The organism is Eggerthella sinensis, from assembly GCF_003339815.1.
Lineage (GTDB): Bacteria > Actinomycetota > Coriobacteriia > Coriobacteriales > Eggerthellaceae > Eggerthella > Eggerthella sinensis.
Genome location: NZ_PPTT01000003.1, coordinates 100,433 through 121,166 on the forward strand (window position 1 = coordinate 100,433; position 20,734 = coordinate 121,166).

At 58.5% G+C, this 20,734-nt stretch carries 18 protein-coding genes and 1 tRNA gene; 3 read left to right on the plus strand and 16 right to left on the minus strand.

Features of this window, described 5'->3' with window-relative positions; all coding sequences use genetic code 11:
• Positions 1-41: 41 nt before the first annotated feature.
• Positions 42-512: a 5-(carboxyamino)imidazole ribonucleotide mutase gene (gene purE / locus C1876_RS02340; RefSeq protein WP_114545124.1), complete on the minus strand. Its 471-nt coding sequence runs from the start codon at positions 510-512 to the stop codon at positions 42-44.
• 68 nt (positions 513-580) lie between these two features.
• The gene (locus C1876_RS02345; protein ID WP_114545125.1) at positions 581-1,219 is read right to left on the minus strand and encodes a TetR/AcrR family transcriptional regulator; all 639 of its coding nucleotides are present in this window, start codon (positions 1,217-1,219) and stop codon (positions 581-583) included.
• A 193-nt stretch (positions 1,220-1,412) separates the two neighbouring features.
• Between C1876_RS02345 and C1876_RS02350 the strand changes: the two genes are divergently transcribed.
• The 3 genes from C1876_RS02350 to C1876_RS02360 all read left to right on the plus strand — a co-directional run bounded on the left by C1876_RS02350 (position 1,413) and on the right by C1876_RS02360 (position 4,506).
• Complete coding sequence (locus C1876_RS02350) at positions 1,413-1,583, plus strand: twin-arginine translocase TatA/TatE family subunit (protein ID WP_114545126.1); 171 nt, start codon at positions 1,413-1,415, stop codon at positions 1,581-1,583.
• A gap of 89 nt (positions 1,584-1,672) precedes the next feature.
• Positions 1,673-1,748: transfer RNA gene (locus C1876_RS02355), tRNA-Phe, on the plus strand.
• Between the two features lie 361 nt (positions 1,749-2,109).
• Positions 2,110-4,506 (plus strand): transporter substrate-binding domain-containing diguanylate cyclase, encoded by a 2,397-nt coding sequence (locus C1876_RS02360; protein ID WP_244909997.1) that lies wholly within the window; start codon positions 2,110-2,112, stop codon positions 4,504-4,506.
• A 60-nt stretch (positions 4,507-4,566) separates the two neighbouring features.
• On the opposite strand, the gene C1876_RS02365 is transcribed toward C1876_RS02360, so the two are convergent.
• The 14 genes from C1876_RS02365 to purD all read right to left on the minus strand — a co-directional run bounded on the left by C1876_RS02365 (position 4,567) and on the right by purD (position 20,666).
• Positions 4,567-5,169, minus strand: a complete 603-nt coding sequence (locus tag C1876_RS02365; RefSeq protein ID WP_114545127.1) for a type II secretion system protein M — start codon at positions 5,167-5,169, stop codon at positions 4,567-4,569.
• Positions 5,156-5,800, minus strand: a complete 645-nt coding sequence (locus C1876_RS02370; protein WP_114545128.1) for a PilN family protein — start codon at positions 5,798-5,800, stop codon at positions 5,156-5,158. The genes C1876_RS02365 and C1876_RS02370 overlap by 14 nt, the downstream gene beginning before the upstream one ends.
• A 2-nt stretch (positions 5,801-5,802) precedes the next feature.
• Complete coding sequence (gene pilM, locus C1876_RS02375) at positions 5,803-6,798, minus strand: pilus assembly protein PilM (protein ID WP_114545129.1); 996 nt, start codon at positions 6,796-6,798, stop codon at positions 5,803-5,805.
• Positions 6,799-6,831: 33 nt separating this feature from the next.
• On the minus strand, positions 6,832-7,713 hold the full coding sequence (locus C1876_RS02380) for a prepilin peptidase (protein ID WP_114545130.1): 882 nt from the start codon (positions 7,711-7,713) through the stop codon (positions 6,832-6,834).
• 7 nt (positions 7,714-7,720) lie between these two features.
• Complete coding sequence (locus C1876_RS02385) at positions 7,721-8,134, minus strand: type IV pilin protein (protein ID WP_244910012.1); 414 nt, start codon at positions 8,132-8,134, stop codon at positions 7,721-7,723.
• 111 nt (positions 8,135-8,245) lie between these two features.
• Positions 8,246-9,454 carry a type II secretion system F family protein gene (locus C1876_RS02390; protein ID WP_114545132.1) on the minus strand — a complete coding sequence of 403 codons (1,209 nt, stop codon included), beginning with the start codon at positions 9,452-9,454 and terminating at the stop codon, positions 8,246-8,248.
• Entirely contained in the window at positions 9,454-10,509 is a 1,056-nt protein-coding gene (locus C1876_RS02395; RefSeq protein ID WP_114545133.1) for a type IV pilus twitching motility protein PilT, read from the minus strand. The genes C1876_RS02390 and C1876_RS02395 overlap by 1 nt, the downstream gene beginning before the upstream one ends.
• 21 nt (positions 10,510-10,530) lie before the next feature.
• Positions 10,531-12,237, minus strand: a complete 1,707-nt coding sequence (locus C1876_RS02400; protein WP_114545134.1) for a GspE/PulE family protein — start codon at positions 12,235-12,237, stop codon at positions 10,531-10,533.
• Positions 12,238-12,735, minus strand: a complete 498-nt coding sequence (locus C1876_RS02405) for a hypothetical protein (protein ID WP_114545135.1) — start codon at positions 12,733-12,735, stop codon at positions 12,238-12,240.
• Positions 12,732-13,013, minus strand: a complete 282-nt coding sequence (locus tag C1876_RS02410) for a hypothetical protein (protein WP_244909999.1) — start codon at positions 13,011-13,013, stop codon at positions 12,732-12,734. Before C1876_RS02410 ends, C1876_RS02405 begins: the two co-directional genes overlap by 4 nt.
• Before the next feature lie 56 nt (positions 13,014-13,069).
• Positions 13,070-13,723, minus strand: a complete 654-nt coding sequence (locus tag C1876_RS02415) for a hypothetical protein (protein ID WP_244910000.1) — start codon at positions 13,721-13,723, stop codon at positions 13,070-13,072.
• Positions 13,720-17,880, minus strand: coding sequence for a pilus assembly FimT family protein (locus C1876_RS02420; RefSeq protein WP_114545138.1), 4,161 nt, complete (start codon positions 17,878-17,880; stop codon positions 13,720-13,722). Before C1876_RS02420 ends, C1876_RS02415 begins: the two co-directional genes overlap by 4 nt.
• Positions 17,881-18,054: 174 nt before the next feature.
• A complete protein-coding gene (locus tag C1876_RS02425) occupies positions 18,055-19,371 on the minus strand; it encodes a coproporphyrinogen III oxidase family protein (protein WP_114545139.1) in 1,317 nt (438 codons plus the stop codon).
• Positions 19,371-20,666 (minus strand): phosphoribosylamine--glycine ligase, encoded by a 1,296-nt coding sequence (purD, locus tag C1876_RS02430; protein WP_114545140.1) that lies wholly within the window; start codon positions 20,664-20,666, stop codon positions 19,371-19,373. Before purD ends, C1876_RS02425 begins: the two co-directional genes overlap by 1 nt.
• Positions 20,667-20,734: the final 68 nt, after the last annotated feature.

Sequence of the window (20,734 nt, forward strand, 5' to 3'; positions counted from 1 at the left end):
CGAGAACTGCCGGGGTGCGGAACGCGTGCGCGCGGTTCTGCTTACGCGTCGGCCATGCCTTGCTTGAAGTCGATGATTTTCTGGCGGGCGCCGTCGCAGCCGGTGCCGAGGATCTGCACGGCGAGGATGGCGGCATTCTTCGCGCCGTTGATGGCCACGCACGCCACCGGCACGCCGGAGGGCATCTGCACCATGGACAGCAGCGAGTCGAGGCCGCCCAGGTCGCTCGTCTTCATGGGCACGGTGATCACGGGGTTCGGGGTGTACGCCGCCACAACGCCGCCCAGGTGCGCAGCCTTGCCCGCCGCCGCCACGATCACGCGGATGCCGCGCTCGTGCGCCGTGCTTGCCCACTCGTGCACCTCGGCCGGCTTGCGATGCGCGCTCGCCACCTTCACCTCGTAGGGCACGCCGAACTCGTCGAGCTGCTTCATGCACGGCTCCATGGCGGGCATGTCGCTTTCAGAACCCATGATGATGCCGACGACGGGGCTGTTTTCTTCGCAGGGCATTCGCACTCCTTTGGTTGTCTTTTCGCTTAATGTGATGTGCTCAGTGTAGCGAACCGGGGGCATCGGCGCTATCCCACAATGCGCCTGATGATGGCTTCCACCTCGGTCGCTTTCGGCAGGCCGCCGGCGGGGTCGTCGGCCACGTGGTACAGCGCGAACTTCGCCGCTTCGAGCGCCTCGGATACCACGATGCTGGCCTCTTCTTCGGCCGACATCTCCGCCGCACATGCTCGGCACGCGGGATGTTCTGCCATATAGGTCGTCACGATCAAGCGAAAATCACTCACGAATCCGAACGTGTTGTCGAGGAAGAGTCGCATGAGCGCCGGCGTGTCCTTCACGAGCGCCATACGCAGCGCGGCGATGTCGCTTTTCCAGTCGAACGAGCCCACCACGTCGAGGAACAGCGACAGCGTTGCGTGATACATCGACGACGGCATGAGGCGGTCGAACGCCGCATGCACCGTGTTCGGGTCGAGCTCGTACACCCCGATGCCTACGATGGCGGCGTCCTTCGTGGGAAAGTAGTTGAAGAACGTGCCCTGCGACACGTTCGCGCGATCGCAAATCTGCGCAACCGTCACGCCCTCGTAGCCGCATTCGTCCACGAGCGTGATAGCCGCGCGCTCGATGGCCGAGCGCGTCGCCCGCCGCTTTCGCTCGCGCAGCCCAACCGGTCGGTCGCCTTCCTGAGCTTCTTGTGCCATGTTTCGCGCTCCCTCATATGCTCTTACGTCATGCATCCGCGTTTCCGTCATGCATTATACGGGCCGTCGTTCCTCTTTGCGTCAATATTGTCAGTTTTACTTCAAATTTATAGTGACTTCAAATTTATGGTTGCTATAATGCTCGATGCGCGCTGCTACCGTCAGCGACGAAACACCCCGAAAGGAGCACGCTATGAAGATATTTGGAATGGGCATGCCTGAGCTCATACTGATTCTGGTGGTGGTGCTCGTTATCTTCGGGCCGAAGAACCTGCCGAAGCTCGGCGGCATGCTGGGTCGCTCGGTGAAGAAGATTCGCGGCCGCGTGGAAGACGACGACGTCGACGGCGCCCAAACCGCCTAATCTTTCGTGCGAAAATCGCATATCAGCGCTTGACCCCGGCCCCAACGACCGGTACAATATCGTTCCACGTCCTCACGGACGCTTGATGTGGTCGGGTAGCTCAGTTGGTAGAGCAGCGGACTGAAAATCCGCGTGTCGAGGGTTCAAGTCCCCCTCCGACCACCATCGTATGTAGAAGCGCTTCCCTTGGGGAGCGCTTTTTTGTTGTCGGAAATCCGCCAGCCTCAATTCTTCGTACAATCGTAAAGAAGCCCCCCCCCCCGGAGCATTTATGAATGGAACGAGCTATACTGAGGTCTTCGAAGAACACATAAGCGCTGCCTTGGTGGCTGCGTAGACAGAATGAGGCAGCGTGGCGAAAAGAGGATATCGAGACTTGATTCTTCGTGGTCGCACGAGAGCATTCCTCTCGGCGATACTTGTCTGCATCCTCATTGCATGCATGCCTCTCGGATCGAGCACGGCGCTCGCCCAAAACGAGAAGAGTGAGACACCGGCCGCCCAACGCGTTATAAAAGTGGGCTACATGGATCATGAAGGCTCGCTTTCGCAAAACGAGGATGGGACGTACTCAGGCTACACGTACGACTACCTGATGCGCATCGCTCAGTTCACCGGCTGGACGTACGAATTCGTCGAAGCCGAAGGCGAGACCGGCAACGATCAAGCTATCAACCTCATGGAAATGCTCGACAACGGAGAAGTGGACATCGAGGGCGGCATGACGTACAGCCCTGCGCTCGGCGAAATGTACGAATATCCCGAGAACAGCTACGGCGCGGCTCACACTTCGCTGTTCGTACTGAACTCGGGCGCCACCGTGTCGCAAACCGACCTGTTTACGCAGGAAGAGCTCCGCGTCGCCATCAACGCCACCGCCAAGAAGCGACGCGCGGAACTTGAATATTTCTGCCAGCAAAACGGAATCAACCTCGTCACCGTCGATTGCACGAGCACCGAGGAGATGCTCGAGAAAGTGGAAGCGGGAGAAGCCGACACGTTCCTAGAAATCGATATCAACATTTACCCGAATGCGCACATCGTCGCTTCGTTCGCCGAACGACCCTACTTCTTCGCCGGACCGAAGGGCGACCGCACCATTATCGACGAGATCGATGCCACCATCCAGCGCATCAACGAGAGCAATCCGACGTTGCAGGACAACCTGTACGACAAGTATTTCATGAAATCCGAGACCAACTTCACCCTCACCGACGAGGAGAAGGAATACTCGCGTCAGCACGAGACGCTGCGCGTGGGTATCATCTCTGAAAAGGCGCCGCTCCAAACGTTCAACGAGCAGACCGGCGAGTTCAAGGGCGTCACCAAGGGAGTGCTCGACTACCTAACTCAAAATTCAGGGCTCTCGTTCGAGATCGTCGAGATACCGCGCTCGGACGATCTCGCAGCCGCTATTCGCGATGCAGATGTCGACATCGTCGGCGGCATCAACGACACCGGCACCGAATCCAAAGAGCTTGGCGTTTCGCTGACCGCTCCTTACATGTCCACCTCCTCGCTGCTTGTGTACAACAAGTTCGTCGACCCCGACGATCTCAAAAACAAGAAGCTCGCGTTGCCGTGGGAATCCGCCGCCCTCGCCCCCGAGGGTGCCGACGTCGTCGTGTACGATACGCTCGAGGAGTGTTTCGAGGCGGTCAACGCAGGGAAGGCCGACTACACGTACGGCACGTCGTACACCACGCCCTACTACCTCAGCATCGACAACTTGACGAACCTGCTCTATCTGCCGGCCTCGACGCAATCGATCGACATCTGCTTCGGTGTGGTTCAGCCGGTCGAGCCCGAGCTGCTCGTCATCATCAACAAGTCGCTGCGCGATCTCAGCACCGCCGAACTCGATTCCATCATTTACGATAATTCCCTCATTGACCAGGGAGAACAGATCAACCTGTTCATCGGTGACCACTTGCTGGAATTCGCCCTCGGTTTCATATCGCTCCTGGTCATTATCATCGTGCTGCTTATGTTGTACTTGCGTTCGCGCGTTGTTGCCGCACGCACCGTGCGCGAGGAGAATCTTCGTTTCCAGGAGCTGTACCGCCTGGCCAACGAGCAGTTCTTCGAGTACTCCATCAAGACGGACACGCTACGCATTTCGAAGTCGAAAAATGCGCTCAGCGGCTTCCCTGACATAGCGGCCGAATCCGACGAAAAGTCGTCGTACCTCTCAGTCGACAATGCGCGCGAACGCATCCGTGCGAACGGAAGCCCCGAGCTGCTCGACGCGTTCACCTCGCCTGCTCATTCCGTCACCGAAGTACTGTGCAGCACGGGCGACGATACACGACAATGGCTGCGCATCACGTCGCACTTCGTGGAGGATGACGCCGGCAAGCCCATTTCGGTCATCGGAAAGATTGCAAACATCGACGACGAGATGCGCGAGAAGATGGACTTGTCCGAGCGGGCGCACCATGACGGCCTTACTAGCTTGCTGAACTGGAAAACCTTCCAGGAGAAAGCGGGCGCGCTGCTGGTCACCGGCAACGCCGGTGCGCTGCTGGTGGTAGACACTGACGACTTCAAGAGCGTCAACGACACCTACGGCCACCTCGCGGGCGATGGCGCGCTGCAAAAGACCGCGGAAGCGCTCACGCAAGCATTCCGCCCCCAAGACCTCATCGGTCGCTTGGGCGGCGACGAGTTCGCCATCTGCGTCGACGGGCCCATCGACCTCGAACGCCTGCAGCAGGCATGCGCCGGCATCGTCGAGCGCGGCGTGATGTTCCCCGATCAGAACGGTGAGGATCGCACGGTGACCCTGAGCATCGGCGGGGTGAAGCTGGATGGCAAGGCCGACTCGTATCAGAGCGCCTACCGTCAAGCCGACAAGGCCCTCTACCGCGCTAAGGCGGACGGCAAAGACCGCTACGTCATCGAAGAATACCGGCCGGACTAGAACCGCGTAGCACGGGATCCTTCGACTCCGCGCTACGCGCTCCGCTCAGGATGACAAGGGCTACTTGTTGTCTTTTTCCACGAGGCCGCTCGTGTTGGTGGCACCGTTGATGGTTTCGAGGTAGGTCACGCTGAGGGTTGCACTCACGCTGCTGACGCTTCCGTTCGCAAGGAGGTCACCCGTCAGCGAGATGTCGTTGATCTGGCAGCGATACTTCCCGTTTTCCAGCTCGCGCACCACGGTGAGAGCCGACGCGTAGTCCGGCACGGTGAACGACACCGTCACCGGGCGGCGCACCAGCTGCCCTTCAAGCGTGGGCTGCCCGAACGAAAGGTTGTACGTCGTGGCGCTTTGCAGCAGCGCATTCAGCTCGTCGAGCTCGCTGCGGATGTTGTCGTACACCGCAACCTCGGGTAGGTTCTCGTTGTCGCCAAGCGCCGCGAGTTCCTCCTGCATGCGAGTGCGCGCGACGGCCAGCGATTCCTGCACGTCCGTGCTCGCCTCGATTTGCGCGAGCTGCTGATTGTTGGCCGCCACGGTGTCGGCGACGTTCTTGATCACGAGGAAGTAATAGCAGGCCACGATCACGAGCACCGCCAGAATCAAAATGAGCACCGTCTCGCGGGTGGAGAAAGAACGGTTCAAGATGCTACGCCGCGCCATTGCTGGCCCCCTCTCCCTCAGCAGACTGGTCGTTCTCGGTATCGTTCGCTCCCTTGAACACAATCTGGATGGTTGCCGACGTGCTGCTATCGTTTTCGCCCTGAGCGGTGGAAACCGTCACGTGCGACACGCGCTTGTCGGTTTCAAGGTTCTCGACGAGCGCCGATATCTGGTTCAGATCCGCGCCGAGGCACGTGACCGTGGCCGTGTTGCCCACCACACGCAGCGAGGAGAGGTAGCCCACGTCCATAACCTTCTGCTGCAGCAGGTCGAGCACGGTGTCGCGATCGGTCAGGTCCTGCTCTTCCGAGGTCAGGCCGGGCACCACATAGCGATCGTACTGCGCGTTCAATTCGGCGTAATCGGCGTTTTCAGCCGTGAGTGCATCGAGCCGCGCCTGCGCAGCGGCCACGTCGTTGCTACTCGCCATGCTGCTTGCCAAGGGATCGACTACGGCGAACTTCGCGAATATGCCAATGAGCACGAGCGCGATAACGAACAGCGCCAGCTGCACCACCAAATTGCCGCGCGTCCTCTCGGTATCGACGAGGTTGATCGACGTCTTGGTGGGATAGGTGGGCGCCTTGCCTCGCTTGAGCGACCCCAGCGACACATCCTGTTTCAGATTCATGGCTACCTCCCCACCTTCATGGTTGCGCCGATGGCGGCAGGGCAGCGAATAGTTTCTTCCGCCGAAACCTTCGAAGAGGGCAGCACGTCGGTAATCGAGGATACGCGGATGTCCGCATGGTCGGCAACCGCTTCGACAAGCGGAACGAGCAGCGATCCGCCGCCGCAGCAGTACGCGGCCTCGATGGTGGTGTTCGGGTTGTTGAAGCCGTAGAAGTTGAGCGCACGGCCAATTTCAACCGCGATCGACTGGTACACGCCGCGGACGGCTTCGGAGGTTTGCGAGTTTTCGAAATTGGAGCGTTTATACTGGTCGGCAACGTGTTCGTCAACGCCGAACTCGTGCGCGATAGCGCGGTCGATGTCGATGCCGCCAATCTCGATGACGCGCGCAACGTCGTACGCGCCATCGAGGAAGAAGTGCAGCTTGGTCACGTGGTGCGAGAAGTCGATGACGCAGCAGTTCGCGAGCGCGTTCGGATTGCCGCCCACGAGGTTTTGGTACGCCGCCTGTTCGGGCAGCGCAACGCGCAGGTGCAGACCAGCGCGACGAAACATCTCGGTATAATCGGCAATGGCCTGCTTCGGCGCGGCGACGGCCAGCAGCTCCATGCCCTCCGGCACGCCGTCGGGGCCCGCCTGCATGCCGAGCATCGCGTAATCGTATACGTAGCGGTCCTTGCCTTGCGAAATGTAGTCGCGAAATTCGTAAGGAAGGTTGAGCTGCAGCTCTTTTTCGGTCATGGCCGGAAGCGACAAGCGACGAAACAGGCTGTCGGTGCCCGGCACGACGAATGCGGCGTCCTTCGGCACGCCGCCTGTGTTTTTCACGACGCTCTTGATGAGATCGGCCATCGCATCGTGGCTGACCACACGGCCATCCACCACAAGACCGTCGGGAAGCGTTTCAATCGCAACTTTGCTTACGGTTGCACCGTCGCAAACCGCCAGCTTGATGCTGCTATCCCCAATGTCAACGCCCGTGTACGTTTTACCCATGCGGCGCGTTTCCTTTCAACCGCTGCGTACCTGTCAGAACAACCCCGCATACCACGTGAGAATAGTCGGCCCCGCCAGCAACGTAAACGTCGTTGCCGCGGCGATGGCCGGCCCAAACGGGATCGCTCTTGTCCGGACGCTTTCGCCCTCGGCTGAAGAGGACGGAGCCGAAAGCCCCTGGACAAGAGCAAACACCAAGCCCATCACACACGCCACCAGCAAGTTGAGCAACGACCCTGCCAGTCCCAAGAACAACCCCACCATGAACAGCAACTTCACGTCGCCGCCCCCGAGGGACGTACGCTTCGTCACCATATCGAACACGAGCGACATCACCAGCACGCCGCCGCCAACCACCACGGCGCCCGCAATGCCGTCAAGCGCCACCGCGCCACCCGGATGAATCCAGCTGGCAAACAAGCTGCCAACCGAGAAGGCATCCGCGCTCGGCGTGGGCATGAACCAGATAGAAACGAGCCACAGCGCGCACCCCGCAAGCACGAACCCGTTCGGAATGGTGAACGTGTCCAGGTCGATGAGCGCAACCGCCATGAGGATGCAGATGAGCACCAGGTAGGTTGCCGTCTGCACCGAGATGCCGTAGCGCACGGCCATCGCCATGAACAACGCCGCCATGAGCACTTCGACGATCACGTAGCGGGGACTGACCTTCGTGCCGCAATGACGGCACCGGCCGCGCAGCACGAGCCACGAGACAATCGGGATCAGGTCGGGCACGCCCAGCACATGGTCGCACGTCGTGCAATGGCTGCGGCCAGCCAACACGCTTTCGCCGTTGGCCCGCCGCCACGCCAGGCAGTTCACGAAACTTCCCAAGCAAGCACCGAGTACGGCGGCGATCCCCAAAAGGATCGCCGCCTGCACCGGAGTTAGGATGCTGAAAGGGAGGGTCACGGACTTACTAACCGGTAACCTTATCTCCCTTTATTTTAACGCTTACAGCCTCACCGTCAGCGCTAGCCGCAATTGCCGCACCAAGAGTCTTCGCAGCATCATCGGACAAGCCGCCCGTAACATCCGTTGCTCCAGCAATTTCAGTCTTACCAAAATCGGTAACATTGCCGTTTTTATCAACTTTTGCATAGAAGGTAACTTCCGAGGTCTTGTCGGTAATAGTAGTATCCGTCAGATATGCAGAAGTCGCTTCAGACTGAATGGATCGTCCAGCCGAACGACCAACAGCCATATTTGCACTATCCATTGCACTCGTAAACACAGGTATTGCCACGGCCACGAGAACCATAATGATCGCAACTACGATCAGCAGCTCGGCGAGCGTGAAGCCGCCACGATCCTCTCTTACCCTCTTTATCATCTCTTTCACAGTTTGATCCTTTCTCGTTGCCCGAGCCATCCAGGCTCGAACCTCATCCCGCTTCTCTCTGCACGATGTTTCAATTTCGACACCCCCGGGTGCCATAAAATGCTACATCGCAGCATACAACGAAAACATGGGCAAATACAGGGCGATAACGATGAATCCGGCGAACACGGCCATGAGCACCAATAAAGCGGGTTCCATCAGGGAAAGCGCCTTGTCGGTCACGCGCTGCGTCTCGTCGTCGTAAAACGTTCCCATCGTCTCCAACGTGCCCTCGAGTTCACCGGTTTGCTCGCCCACCGTCGTCATCTCAACGAGTGTGCGCGGCAAGAAACTCGCCGCTTCCAACCCCTCGCCGAGCGTGCGGCCCTCTTCCAATCCGCCTTCCAAACGCCCCACTTCGCGCGACAAGGCATAGTTGCTCATCACACGCGAGGTGATGGCCACGGCGCGCGTGATGGGTAGGCCGGCAGCAACCAGCATGCCCATCGTGTTCGCGAACTGCGCCGCGCCCGAATAGACGCCCACCGTGCCCAGCACCGGCAGCTTCAGCTTGAGAACCGCGAACGCCATCTTGCCCGGTTCGGTGTTCGCGTACAGCTTAGCGCCCACGATAATCAATGCGATGACCACCACGATAACCACGATGTTGTTCCGAACGAAATCGGAAGCATCAATCAAAAATTGAGTCATAGCGGGAGTGTCGGCGCCCAGCGACGAGATCATGCCCGTCATCGACGGGATAACCATGACCATCATGATGGCCACAACCACCACGGCGATGATGGCCACGAAAATCGGGTACGTCATGGCGCCTTGCACCTTCGCCGCCACTTTCGCACGCTTGTCATAGTAATCGTGCAGCCGCTCGAAGCTCTCGGGCAAATGCCCGCTCTCTTCACCAGCGCGAACCGTCTCGATGAACACGCGCGGCAGGTTCTCGCCCTTGTTGTGGAAGCTCTCCGCCAGGCCATGACCGGCCGAAACGTCTTCGGCAACCTCCGTCAGCACGCGCTTGAGATACTTGTCGTTCGTTTGATCGCGCACCAACGTCGTCGCGCGCGACATGGACAGGCCCGCGTTCAAAATGGTGGCGAACTGCGCGCACATGATGGCGATGTTTTTCTGCTTGGCCTTGGGCTTGGTGATGTCCATGGTGAGCAGGTTCTTGCCTTCGCGCACCTGCTTGACGCTTTGCACGACGCGGCACAGCTCGCGCGCTCGCTCCATGGCCTCGATCTCGTCGAACGCCTCGACTACGCCGTCCACGCGTTCGCCGGAGATCGTTACTCCGGTGTAGGTAAAGGTGGGCATTAGCGAAGATTCTTTCTCACGAAGTCGACGTCATGCGCGGCGCCGACGGCTGTCTCGGACGTGATCTCGCGGTTGCGCGCAAGCGCGATGAGCGCGTTGTCCATGGTCACGCTGCCCGCAGCGGCCGACGTGCCCAGGGCGCTTGCGATCTGCGGCGTTTTCCCCTCGCGGATGAGGTTGCGAATGGCCGGCGTCACCATCATGAGCTCGCAGGCGAGCGAGCGGCCCATGCCGTCGCGGCGCGGCAGCAGCTGCTGCGACAGCACCGCCACGAGCGACGTTGACAGCTGCATGCGAATCTGACGCTGCAGCCCTTCGGGGAACACGTCAACCATGCGGTCGATGGAGTCTGCGGCCGATTTCGTGTGGAGCGTCGCTAAGACGAAGTGGCCCGTTTCCGCTGCCGTGAGGGCCGTTTGGATGGTGTCGAGATCGCGCATCTCGCCGATGAGGATGATGTCGGGGTCCTCGCGCAGCACAGCGCGCAGGGCGTTGTGGTACGTTTCGGTGTCCTGCCCGATTTCACGCTGCGAAATGATGGATTGATCAGGCGTGTAGATGTACTCGATGGGATCTTCCATCGTGATGATGTTCTCGGCGCGCGTATGGTTGATGGAGTCGATGAGCGCTGCAAGGGTGGTCGACTTGCCGCTGCCCGTCTCGCCCGTTACCACCACGATGCCGCGCTGAATGCGGGGGAACTCCATGACGGCGGGCGGCAGGCCCAGCGATTCGAGCGCGGGAATGCGATCGGACAGCAGGCGCAGCGCGGCGCTCACGTGCCCCTGCTGACGGAACAGGTTGATGCGCACACGCACGTCGGCGATGGTATCGGCGCGGTCGAGCTCGCCGATGCGCTTGATGCGGTCGAAATCGCCTCCGGCCAGCTCACGGCCAAGCTGTTCGCAGTCGTCGTGCGACAGCGGAGCGTCCCCGTCGATGCCGGCGTCCATGAGGTGCCCGCCCACGCGGAACTTCACGGGCAGCCCGCACACAAGATGCACGTCCGACGCGTTCACCTGGTGCGCGAGGTCTATGATCTGCTCAACGTTCATATGGCTGAGATTCCTGTTCTCTTATTCGAGGGCCGTGATGGTCTTGCGCGCTTCCGCGACGGTGGTAACGCCCGAAAGCACCAGTTCGCGACAGCTGTCTTCCATCGTCTTGAATGAACCGCTTTGCTCGATGGCGTCCTTGAGCTCCTCGCGCGTGGCGCCGCCCGTGATGCGGCTGCGCAGCGCGCGATCGATAACGAGAATCTCGAACACGCCCGTGCGCCCGCGATACCCCGTGCCGAAGCACATGGGGCAGCCCGAGCCGCGATAGAATTTCATGTTCGGATCGTAGTGCAGCCCGATGGCGTCGAATTCTTCGGCGTCGGGACGGTACTCCTCGCGGCAATGCGGGCACACCTTACGCACGAGGCGCTGCGAGATGACGCCGCGCACGCCGCTCGCGATGAGGTACGGCTCCACGCCGATGTCGATGAGGCGGTCGATGGTGGATGCGGCGTCGTACGTGTGCACGGTGGACAGCACGAGGTGTCCGGTGATGGCGGCGCGCATGGCGATCTCGGCCGTCTCGCCGTCGCGGATTTCGCCCACAGCCACGATGTCGGGGTCCTGACGCAAAATGGCACGCAGACCGCTCGCGAACGTCATGCCCGTTTTCTCGTTGATCTGTACCTGGTTCACCGCGTCGATGTTGTATTCGACGGGGTCTTCCAGCGTGACGAGGTTCACCGAATCGGTGTTGAGCTGGCGAATCATCGTGTACATAGTTGAGCTCTTGCCCGAGCCGGTGGGGCCGACGATGAGCACCATGCCGTTGTTCGAGCCGATGAGGCGTTGGTATTTCTCAAGGTTCGCGCCTTCAAGGCCGATGCCCGACGGGTCGAACAGCGACTCGCTCTTGTCGAGCAGGCGGATGACCACGGTCTCGCCATGGATGGTAGGCAGCGTGTTGATACGCAGGTCGATGTCCTGCTTCTTGAGGCGAATGTTCGCGCGGCCGTCCTGCGGCACGCGGCGTTCGGACGTGTTCATGCCACCCATGATTTTCAGGCGCGAGATGACAGACGCCTGCAATTCCTTCGGCACGGTGAGGATGGTGCGCAGCACGCCGTCGATGCGCATACGCACATGCAGGTCGGCTTCGCGCGGCTCGAGGTGAATATCGCTTGCACGCTCGGTTGCGGCGCGCTCAATGATGCTGTTCACGAGGCGCACGGTGGGAGCGGATTGCGCGTCGGCGTCATCGCCGAGCGTCGAGGTTTGGAACGAGCCGGCGGCGGCATCGTCCGAGCCGGTCGCGCGCACGTCGCGCTTCATTTCCTCGATGGCGCGCGCGGCGCCTTCGTTGCCGTACAGCGTCATAATGGCACGCATGAGGGAATCCTGCGTGGCCACCATGGGAACCACGCGTTTGCGCGTGGCGTTCTTCACCGCCTCGATGGCCATGAAGTTCAGCGGGTCGCTCATGGCGAGGTACACTTCTTCGGGCGACGTGCGCACCGGCACCACGTTATACTGCCGCGCGACGTTTTTGGAAATGACACGACTCATCTCGGGGTCGAGGTCCGTTTGCGACAGGTCGATGAATTCCACGCCCAGCTGCATCTGCAGCGCCTCGATGAGGCCCGCTTCCGTAATGACGTCCTCGGCGATAAGCTCGTCGCCCAGGCGTCGCTTCGTCACTTTCTGCTGTTTGAGGGCGTGCCCAAGCTGCTCATCCGTGATGAGGCCCGCATCGATCAGCACGTCACCCAAGCGTTTGTAGGCCATTTACGATCCTATCCTCTTCACGGTCATAGTGGTTCCAGCAAGCGTTTTTCCGCCTGAATTGATGGTGATACCGAACGTCCAGGTTCGAGTGGACGCGTTGTACTCAAGATTATCGAGCGTTGGCGTGAGGCCGTTTTCTACTGGTACGAGACACGAATCGCTGCTGGCTTTCAGCCAGATGCCGGGATTCTCTTTGCCGCTTGCCAGCGTCGCTTGTTCATGCAGGGTCGCGCTCGTGAACTTGGTTGAGCCGTCCTCTACGCCCAAAGCGTACACCAGCTCGTTGCTCACCACTTCCACCGCCTGCGACAGCATGGCATCAGCCTGTGTCTGCAGCGTAATCTTGGCATACGACGACATAGCCGCACCAAGCCCCGCCGCCACAGCGATACACAACAGCCCTATAAAGATGATGCTGACAAGCTGCTCCGCCAGCATAAACCCCCGCGTATCCCGCAGGCGTTCGCGCACATGCGCCACACTTGAACGAAGGATCATTTTGATTGCCCTTCGCAGTAGTAGGTGTAGTTATTCGAGGTATAGTACATTACCTTGATTTCTTGAGTATCACTCCCTGGCTTGTCTGCCCCATTCGGCATGGTTACCGTGATACTGTTGCTGTTGGCCGACGACGTCATGAGCGCGGTTTCCTCTGCATAAGATGCACTCAGCGCACGCTCGCTTCTTGCCGCAACGCTGACGGAAGCCATCACCATCGTCGCGAGCATCGTCGCCCCCAACACCGCGATCAGAATGGCGGTGAGCGCCTCAACCATCGAATCGCCTCGTTGATCGACAATCTTTCGACGGAATTTGTCGAACGCGCGCCTCATCATGACGCGCCCCCCGACGTTTTCTCGATGACCGTGTTGTCACCGTACGAGAACTCAACAAGTCGACCCTTCACGTCATACGAAGGAGTGCACTGAATGTACACGGTCATGTTGTACTGAGAATCCGCTGAAAGCGACGGGCTTAAGGACAGATCAACGGTTATATTGAGATCAGGATCGATCGTGATTTTCCCGTATACCGTTTTAAGATTGCTCATCACTTTCGATTCGATTTTCAGACGATTGTCATCTGAAGCGCCAACAACATACGACTCCCCTTTTGCACGCTTTGCAAGTATGGCATCAGTTTGACTTTGCGTCCAAAGGCTTTGACCTAACGAAGAAGCCACACCGCCAATATCGACTACAGTCTTTCCATCGGCATATGAGACCTTCACAACGACCGATTTTTTATTCCACGTCAGGTCTTCTCCTCCCAGCTGCTGAGCAACAAGCTCCGCAGCCGATTGCATCGTGTACTCATCCTGCTGCAAATCGACATGCGTCTCCACCGACTTCGCCTGAACGGAAGCCGCCGTAACCACAACCGAACCCACAACCCCGCAAATGAGGAAGAACACGAGCGCGATGACGATAGAGGCACCGCGCTCATCGACGACCATTCCGCGACGCTTGTTAGCATTCGCGCTCATGAAGAACTTCCGGTATCATTTTCGCCTTCTTGGCCTTCGTCCTTGACTTCTGTTTCTGTTTTTCCAGCAGGCGCTACAGGTATTTGATCTGGATTGGCATTCTCCGGTGCAGGAACTTCTTCCTGCACCTCGGAATTCGCCGAGCTCTCGTCTTCCGCAACATCTTCACCCGAAGGATCGGGGGCAGGGTCAGGACTCGCAACGTTTTCTGGAATAGAAATAGAAGCTCCCAGTACGATATCCGGCAACACATCCCTTACCAGAATCACATTCTTGTACGTGCTGTTCTTTATCTCTCCTGTTGTGTTTTCCCGACCCGCAAGTGCACCAGCGATAAGCTTATTCTTTTCATCAACTTGATTTGCCGGGCCTTGTAGCTTGACATTCGTAACCAAGCATCCGTCCAGTCCTGAAGAACCGTCCAGATAGCCCACTAATCCCCCCGCACCCATGATTCTTCCTTGGTAAGCATGGTACGCTTGGGTTTTTGTACCAATCGTAACGTCAATTGCTTCGCTTTTCTCGATATTGGTATTTAGAGCATAGCCAACGATCGAACCGAAGCATACGTCAGTTCCCCAACTCGCACTTTCATTATTACCGGAGGAAGTGAGCTTTATACTATTCGCCTTCAAACCCGTCAATTCGGAGTCTTGAGCTCGACCAACAAGAATACCCCAGCCGCTAATATTGGCACTTTTTTGAACAATACCAATACTCGCAACGGGAACATCATTTGACGCAATTCCCTCTACGCTGCAGTTGCTAAGAACCGATTGAGAAACAGACCCTGCGAGTAAACCGATATTGGTAAACGAGTCGTCATAATCCCAAATCCAAGCATATGAAGACTCAGGGTAACCGCTTAAATCTTCGTGCATATGAATATTCTTGAGACACGCTTTCTCTACGGTACCCTCGTCAGACAAAGTCCCCGCAACACGAGGGAACAACACCGACGACCCTCGTGTAGAAGTAGACTCGCCCGCAATTTGAACTCGCTTAGAGTTTATCGAGTTAACATGAGCATTCCAAATGCTATAGTCTCCGCCATCATAGATACCGCGAAAAACGGACCCCTCTCCATCATTGGAGAACACTCCATTATTGACCGAACGCTGTGCCATATCGATATCGCAGGTCTGGTGAAAGCTATCACTAACGTACTTTCGTACGATTTTTTCACTTTCGCTCTGGCTTGATCCCTGAAGAGCACCTACAAATTGATCCGCATGGCGAACATTCCAAGCAGGCATCGCTTCGCCATTGACGTTGGTTGTCGTCTCCGTCTGCGCGTTGCCATCTCCAAGCGCAATGGCGGCGGCGAAATTCAGATTGATTGAGAAGGTTCCCGTCTGCGTGGTTCCATTGCTCGTAGCTGCATACGACACTTTTTGCGTTGCTTGCTTCTGAGCATTGCTTCCCGAAGCTAAACGATATGCATCGTAGTTTGCATCGTTCAATTTGATCGTCACTTTTTCTCCCGTGAGTCCCACGGAATCCTTCAACGCAGTTGGCGCGGATCGCCCTTCGGGAACCACAACATAGTAGCCCCACGAATCCACCACTTGAGTACTCGTCAAATCCTTAGTTACAGCAGAGCCGTTCCCTGAGGAAAGATACCCGTAATAGCCACTGAGCGCACCGGCTGTATCGAACTCCAAATACATGAGTCCTAAAGCAGCGTAAGACGCCGTCAGCTTCACCATCCCGTATTTGAGCTTCGACTCATAATCCGCCACCACCTTACCGTCGGAGGCAACCTTGAACGGATCGCTTTGCCATGTACTGTCTGTTCCGACATCCCAGCCCGAGAATGAAGATCCTACTTTGCTCGGACCGTCAGCAATGCTCGCATATTTCCCATTACTCTGCACAGAATAAGTCACGTACTGTAAACCTAGGCCATCTATGCGATTTCCGTTTTCGTCTCGATAGTCGAGAATGCGATAGAAAAGACCATCACGTGCAGTGGACAACTCGAAATCGGCCGACGTGGTGCTGGTGAGGGCATACGGAACGCCCGAGCTTCTCGGATTGGTTACATAGGCTCCAGGAAGAGAGTTCTTGTACTGGTCGCTCTTTTTAAACCCCCACAGTTGAGCACTAGGGGCTTCCGTATATACGCTATCGTTGGCAGCGCCGTCTTTCCATGCTATCGCCGTAGTTGCCGAATAGTATATTCGAATATCATCATTACCGAAGTACGAGCTTCCACTGGACAGCACGCTCTCGGAAGCGTAGGTGTCGGTCGGTGCCGAAGACGTGATATTGTACAGACCGACCGTAGAAGACGCGCCAAATTCGTTCTCGAATGGCTGACGTATCGGAGCGCCCAGATTAACGCCACGCATGCCAGTTGTTCTGCTCTTTCCGACAAAATAGTCTTTGATTCTGCTCATATTGTCCGCAAAATACTGCCTCACTTCATCCGCATTCGGCGTGGTGCGGACGTACACTTCATAGCCATCCGCATCTTGAGGTACGTTTTCATACAATTTCGACAGATTGATTTTTACCTCTGTGGAATTGGATGTGATCGGATCAACGCATGGGGAGAATTGACTTCCCAGATCCGTCTCTTCCCACACCCATTCACCTTGCCGCAGATAACCCGCTCGCTCGCCATTGATCCATATCTCGTACACCTGATAAGCATGGCTTGCTCCAGAAGGCATGAAAATGCCTCCGTTGGACCACAAGAGGTCGTGTTCGACGGTGCCCGGATTCCTCATTGAAGAGACGTCCACCCCTGCTTCTTTATCCGAAGTATAGCTTCCGGCTGTCACTTGGGCGTAGACGTTCACATGCTCGTCAGGATCCGCTTGGCTAACCGCATCAGCCAGTTTCACCCAACCGCCAGAGTACGACTGTCGAGACGACTCAATGTTCTCAGCCTGCAAGACTGGCGATGTTTCGATTCCTGCTTCTGCGAGTTCGAACACCTTCTCCTGCTGCTTCATGGAAAGACCTGTAACAGGGCTATCGCCCGAATCAGTAATCAATTTGGTTTGAGGGTCCACATACGTTCCCGATATATGGCTGGCTGACGACTTTCCTCCATTGTTTTTCGCGTCAAGCGCTGGGTTCGTCACCAAAACCGTGAGCGTTGCCACCTTTTCCGGCCATTCGATGCGCGCATCGGCCTTGGCGGTCACCGTAAAGGTCGTCACGTTCGCGGGGGCAACTTCCACATGAACATCGAGCGTTTGCTTCGATGTCGAAAGCTCATCCAGAACAGCCTCGAAATCAGAGTCCTTAAGCATGCTCTTAAGGTCGTTCAAGTCGATAACGTACGTATTTGCTTCGGTCGAGCCTTCTCGCGCAAAAAGATCGTAGATATGTGTCTTCTCGGAAGAGTTGCTGAACAGCGCAGTGTTTTCACCTGACGAAATCGCATAAGAGCGAGCCGACCCATCCAATCCGGAAAGGGTAAGCGAAGCTCCTCCTGGTAACGAGACAACAATCTCGGTCGTCGTTTTAGCATCCGCGTTCGTGCTCAGATTCGGGTCTTGAACGCAAAGACGACCTCGCTCATCCACCCAGATCACGGGGTTTTCGAGGGCTACGGCGTCGGTGGCACCGGCGGGGGTGCCTTGGTAGTAGCCGATCATGGGGCCGTTCGCCATGCGGGCTGCCTGCGCGGTGTTTCCCGAGCCGCCTGCATAGTACGACTGGGCTGCATTCGTGCTTTCGGGAGCTTCGCCGAAGAAGCCTGTTTTGCCGTCGGCGTAGAACACTTCGACGACGCTTGCCGTGGAAGCTTTGAACACGATGACGAAGTCGCCGCGTCGCACCGTGTCGTCGATGGACAAACCGGGGACAACCCCGTTGTCGCGCGCGCCTTTCAGGGCTCCTGAAGAGTCAGCGACCATATAATAAGTGTCGGTGGAAGTGCTTGATGTGGGGTATTGCACCTTGCCGTCGGCATCCTCGACAAGCGCCAGCCACGTACCCGATACCTTCATGGCGGTCATTTGGGTTTGGGCGGCGTTGGCTATGGATTGGGCGGCGTTGTTGAGCTCCACCATGCGCATGTTGTTCTGAGCCGTGATAATGGAGGGTATGGCGATGGCGGCGAGCACCATGATGATGGCGATACTCAGCAGCAGCTCGGCGAGCGTGAAACCTGCGTTATGCTTGACCCGGTCGATCATATCTGCGCTGTTTCCTTACCCCATCAGGCAATAGACGCCTCAGCGTCTTTGACTGACCATCATAACACTTACAACACGGGGGGTTGTCGAAACAATTGCGCCGTCAACTATTTACGGCGAACGCAAAGCGCCCGCACGTTACCGTGCGGGCGCATGCATACGGAGCGGATTCGGCTACTTGCCGTCGCCGAAAATCAATTCGCGCTCTTCGCCGACAAGCGCGGAGCGGGCCTGATCGCGCAGGTTGTTCACGCCGATGAAGAACTGGCGCATCATCACCACCATGAGATAGCGACCCTTCGGCGTGAGCGTGAGCTCGTCGGCGTTGTCGTGGTCGAACGCGCCGGACGCTTTCATGAACGCCATCTCCACGGGCAGACCGCGCTCCACCGTGCAGCCGAAGTCCTTCTTGAACTGGCGCTTATCGAGGCGCAGGCCGAACAGCTGCATCATGAAGCGGTAGCGCATGCGATCGTGCTTCGAGAACGTCGTCTTGCCCATGAGGGACATGCGGCCGTTTTCGATAGCGGCATTGTAGTCGTTCACGGAGAACGTGTTCACGTACAGGTTGTTGCCGAGGTAGGTGATGCCGCCGCTGCCGATGGCGGGGTACTCCTCGTAATCGACCACGTACTCGTCGATCATGGCGTCTTCGCCCGCGGCACCGGTGCCGCGCTTGTTGAACGTCCAGGCGCTGCCGTGCTCGAACAGCGGATTGTCGCCGCCGGCCAACACTTCGGAAATGATCTCGTAGAAGCGCTGCTCACGCGCATAATCCACCTTGCCCACCGTACGCGCAAGGGAACGCGCGACGCTCGGCGACGCCATGAGCGGGTAGAACGTGGTCTGGCTCGTGCCACTGGCCACCACCCTCTCGATGTCGCTGAACAGCACGTCCTCGGTTTGAGCCGGGAAGTTGAAGATCATGTCCACGTTGAGCGAGGTGAAGTAAGGGCTCGCCTCGCCGATGCGCTCGAGGATTTCCGCGCCGCTGCCGTACTTGTCGTAGCGGTCCATCTGCTTGAGCAGGTCGTCGTCGAAGCTCTGCACGCCCACCGACAGACGCTGCACACGGCCCTGCAGCTTGTCCAAGTACGACGGGATGAGGTGGTTCGGGTTCGTCTCGCTCGACACTTCGCCGATGGAGAACGTCTCGCGCGCGAGGTCGATGGTTTCGCACAGCTCGTCGATCATGATGGTAGGCGTGCCGCCCCCCACATACAGGCTGTCGAAATCGTACCCGAGGTCCTTCAACATGAGCATTTCCTTGCGCATGTTGGCGAAGTAGGGCACGGCGCGATCTTCCGCAAACGGGAAGCGGTTGAACGAGCAGTACGGGCACAGCCGCTCGCAGAACGGCACGTGCATGTACAGCATATACTTCTGGCCGGGAACCGGAGCGGGAACCATACGTTCCTGCGTGGGTTCGAGGCGCAGGTAACTCTTCGTGCATTGACGCACGACGGACGTAAGCATACGTTCTGAAAGCATTAGTTCTCCCACGCTGCGCGGCCGGCAGCCGCGCGTTTTCCGATATCGCTGCGGTACTGCTTGCCCTCGAAGTTGATGAGGTCGCAAGCTTCGTACGCCTTTTCGCGAGCGTCGTCGAACGAGTCGCCGAGTGCCACCACGTTCAGCACGCGGCCGCCCGCCGTCACCAGCTCGTCGTCGAAGTTCTTGGCGGTGCCGGCATGGAACACCGTCACGCCTTCGATTTCTTCAGCCTCGTCGATGCCGAGGATGACCTTGCCCTTTTCGTACGAGCCCGGATATCCTTCGCTCGCCAACACCACGCACACGGCCCATTGCTCGGACCAGCGCAGGTCGATGTCGTCGGGACGACCCTCGGCCACGGCCAGCATGATATCCACGAGGTCGGACTCGAGGCGCGGCAGCACCACCTGCGTCTCGGGGTCGCCGAAGCGCGCGTTGAACTCGAGCATCTTCGGGCCCTCGGGCGTCAGCATGAAGCCGCCGTACAGCACGCCGCGGTAGTCGTGCTCGAATGGCGCGCGCGCCGTTGCCGCAGCGGCGGTCTGCATAATGTCGCGCATGGCGGTGAGTTCGGCGGCTTCCACGATGGGCACCGGCGAGTAGACGCCCATGCCACCCGTGTTGGGGCCGCGGTCGCCGTCGAACGCGCGCTTGTGATCCTGCGCCGTCACCATGCAGTGGGCCTTGCCGCCCGTGACGAAAGCGAGCAGCGAGCACTCCGGGCCGGTGAGGCATTCCTCGATCAGCACGATGTTGCCGGCGTCGCCGAACGCGCCGTCGAAGCAGGAGCGCACGGCGTCTTCCGCGTCTTCCAACTCGTCGGCCACGATGACGCCCTTGCCGGCAGCGAGGCCGTCGGCCTTCACCACGATGGGCGCGCCCAGTTCGCGCACGTAGGCGAGCGCCGGTTCGAGCTCGGTGAAGCTGGCGTAGCGCGCCGTGGGAATGCCGTTGGCATCCATGAATTCCTTGCTGTAGGTTTTGCTGCCCTCGAGCTGCGCGCCCTGCGCGTCGGGGCCGAACACGGCGATACCCTCGGCGCGCAGCACGTCGGCCACGCCCGCCACGAGCGGGGCTTCCGGGCCGATGACCACGAGGTCGATGCCGTGTTCGCGTACGAACGCGAGCACGGCCTGGCCGTCCTCAGCGTTGAGGCCCGTCACGTTCTGAGCTATATCGGACGTGCCGCCGTTGCCCGGCGCCACGAAAAGGCTGTCGGTACGCGGGGACTTCGCAAGCGCCCACGTGATGGCATGTTCGCGACCGCCGCCGCCCAATACCAAGATGTTCATACCAGGTCCTTTCAAACCCAATCGTTGCGGAATGTTTCACGTGAAACATTCCGAATGCCGCTCCGAGC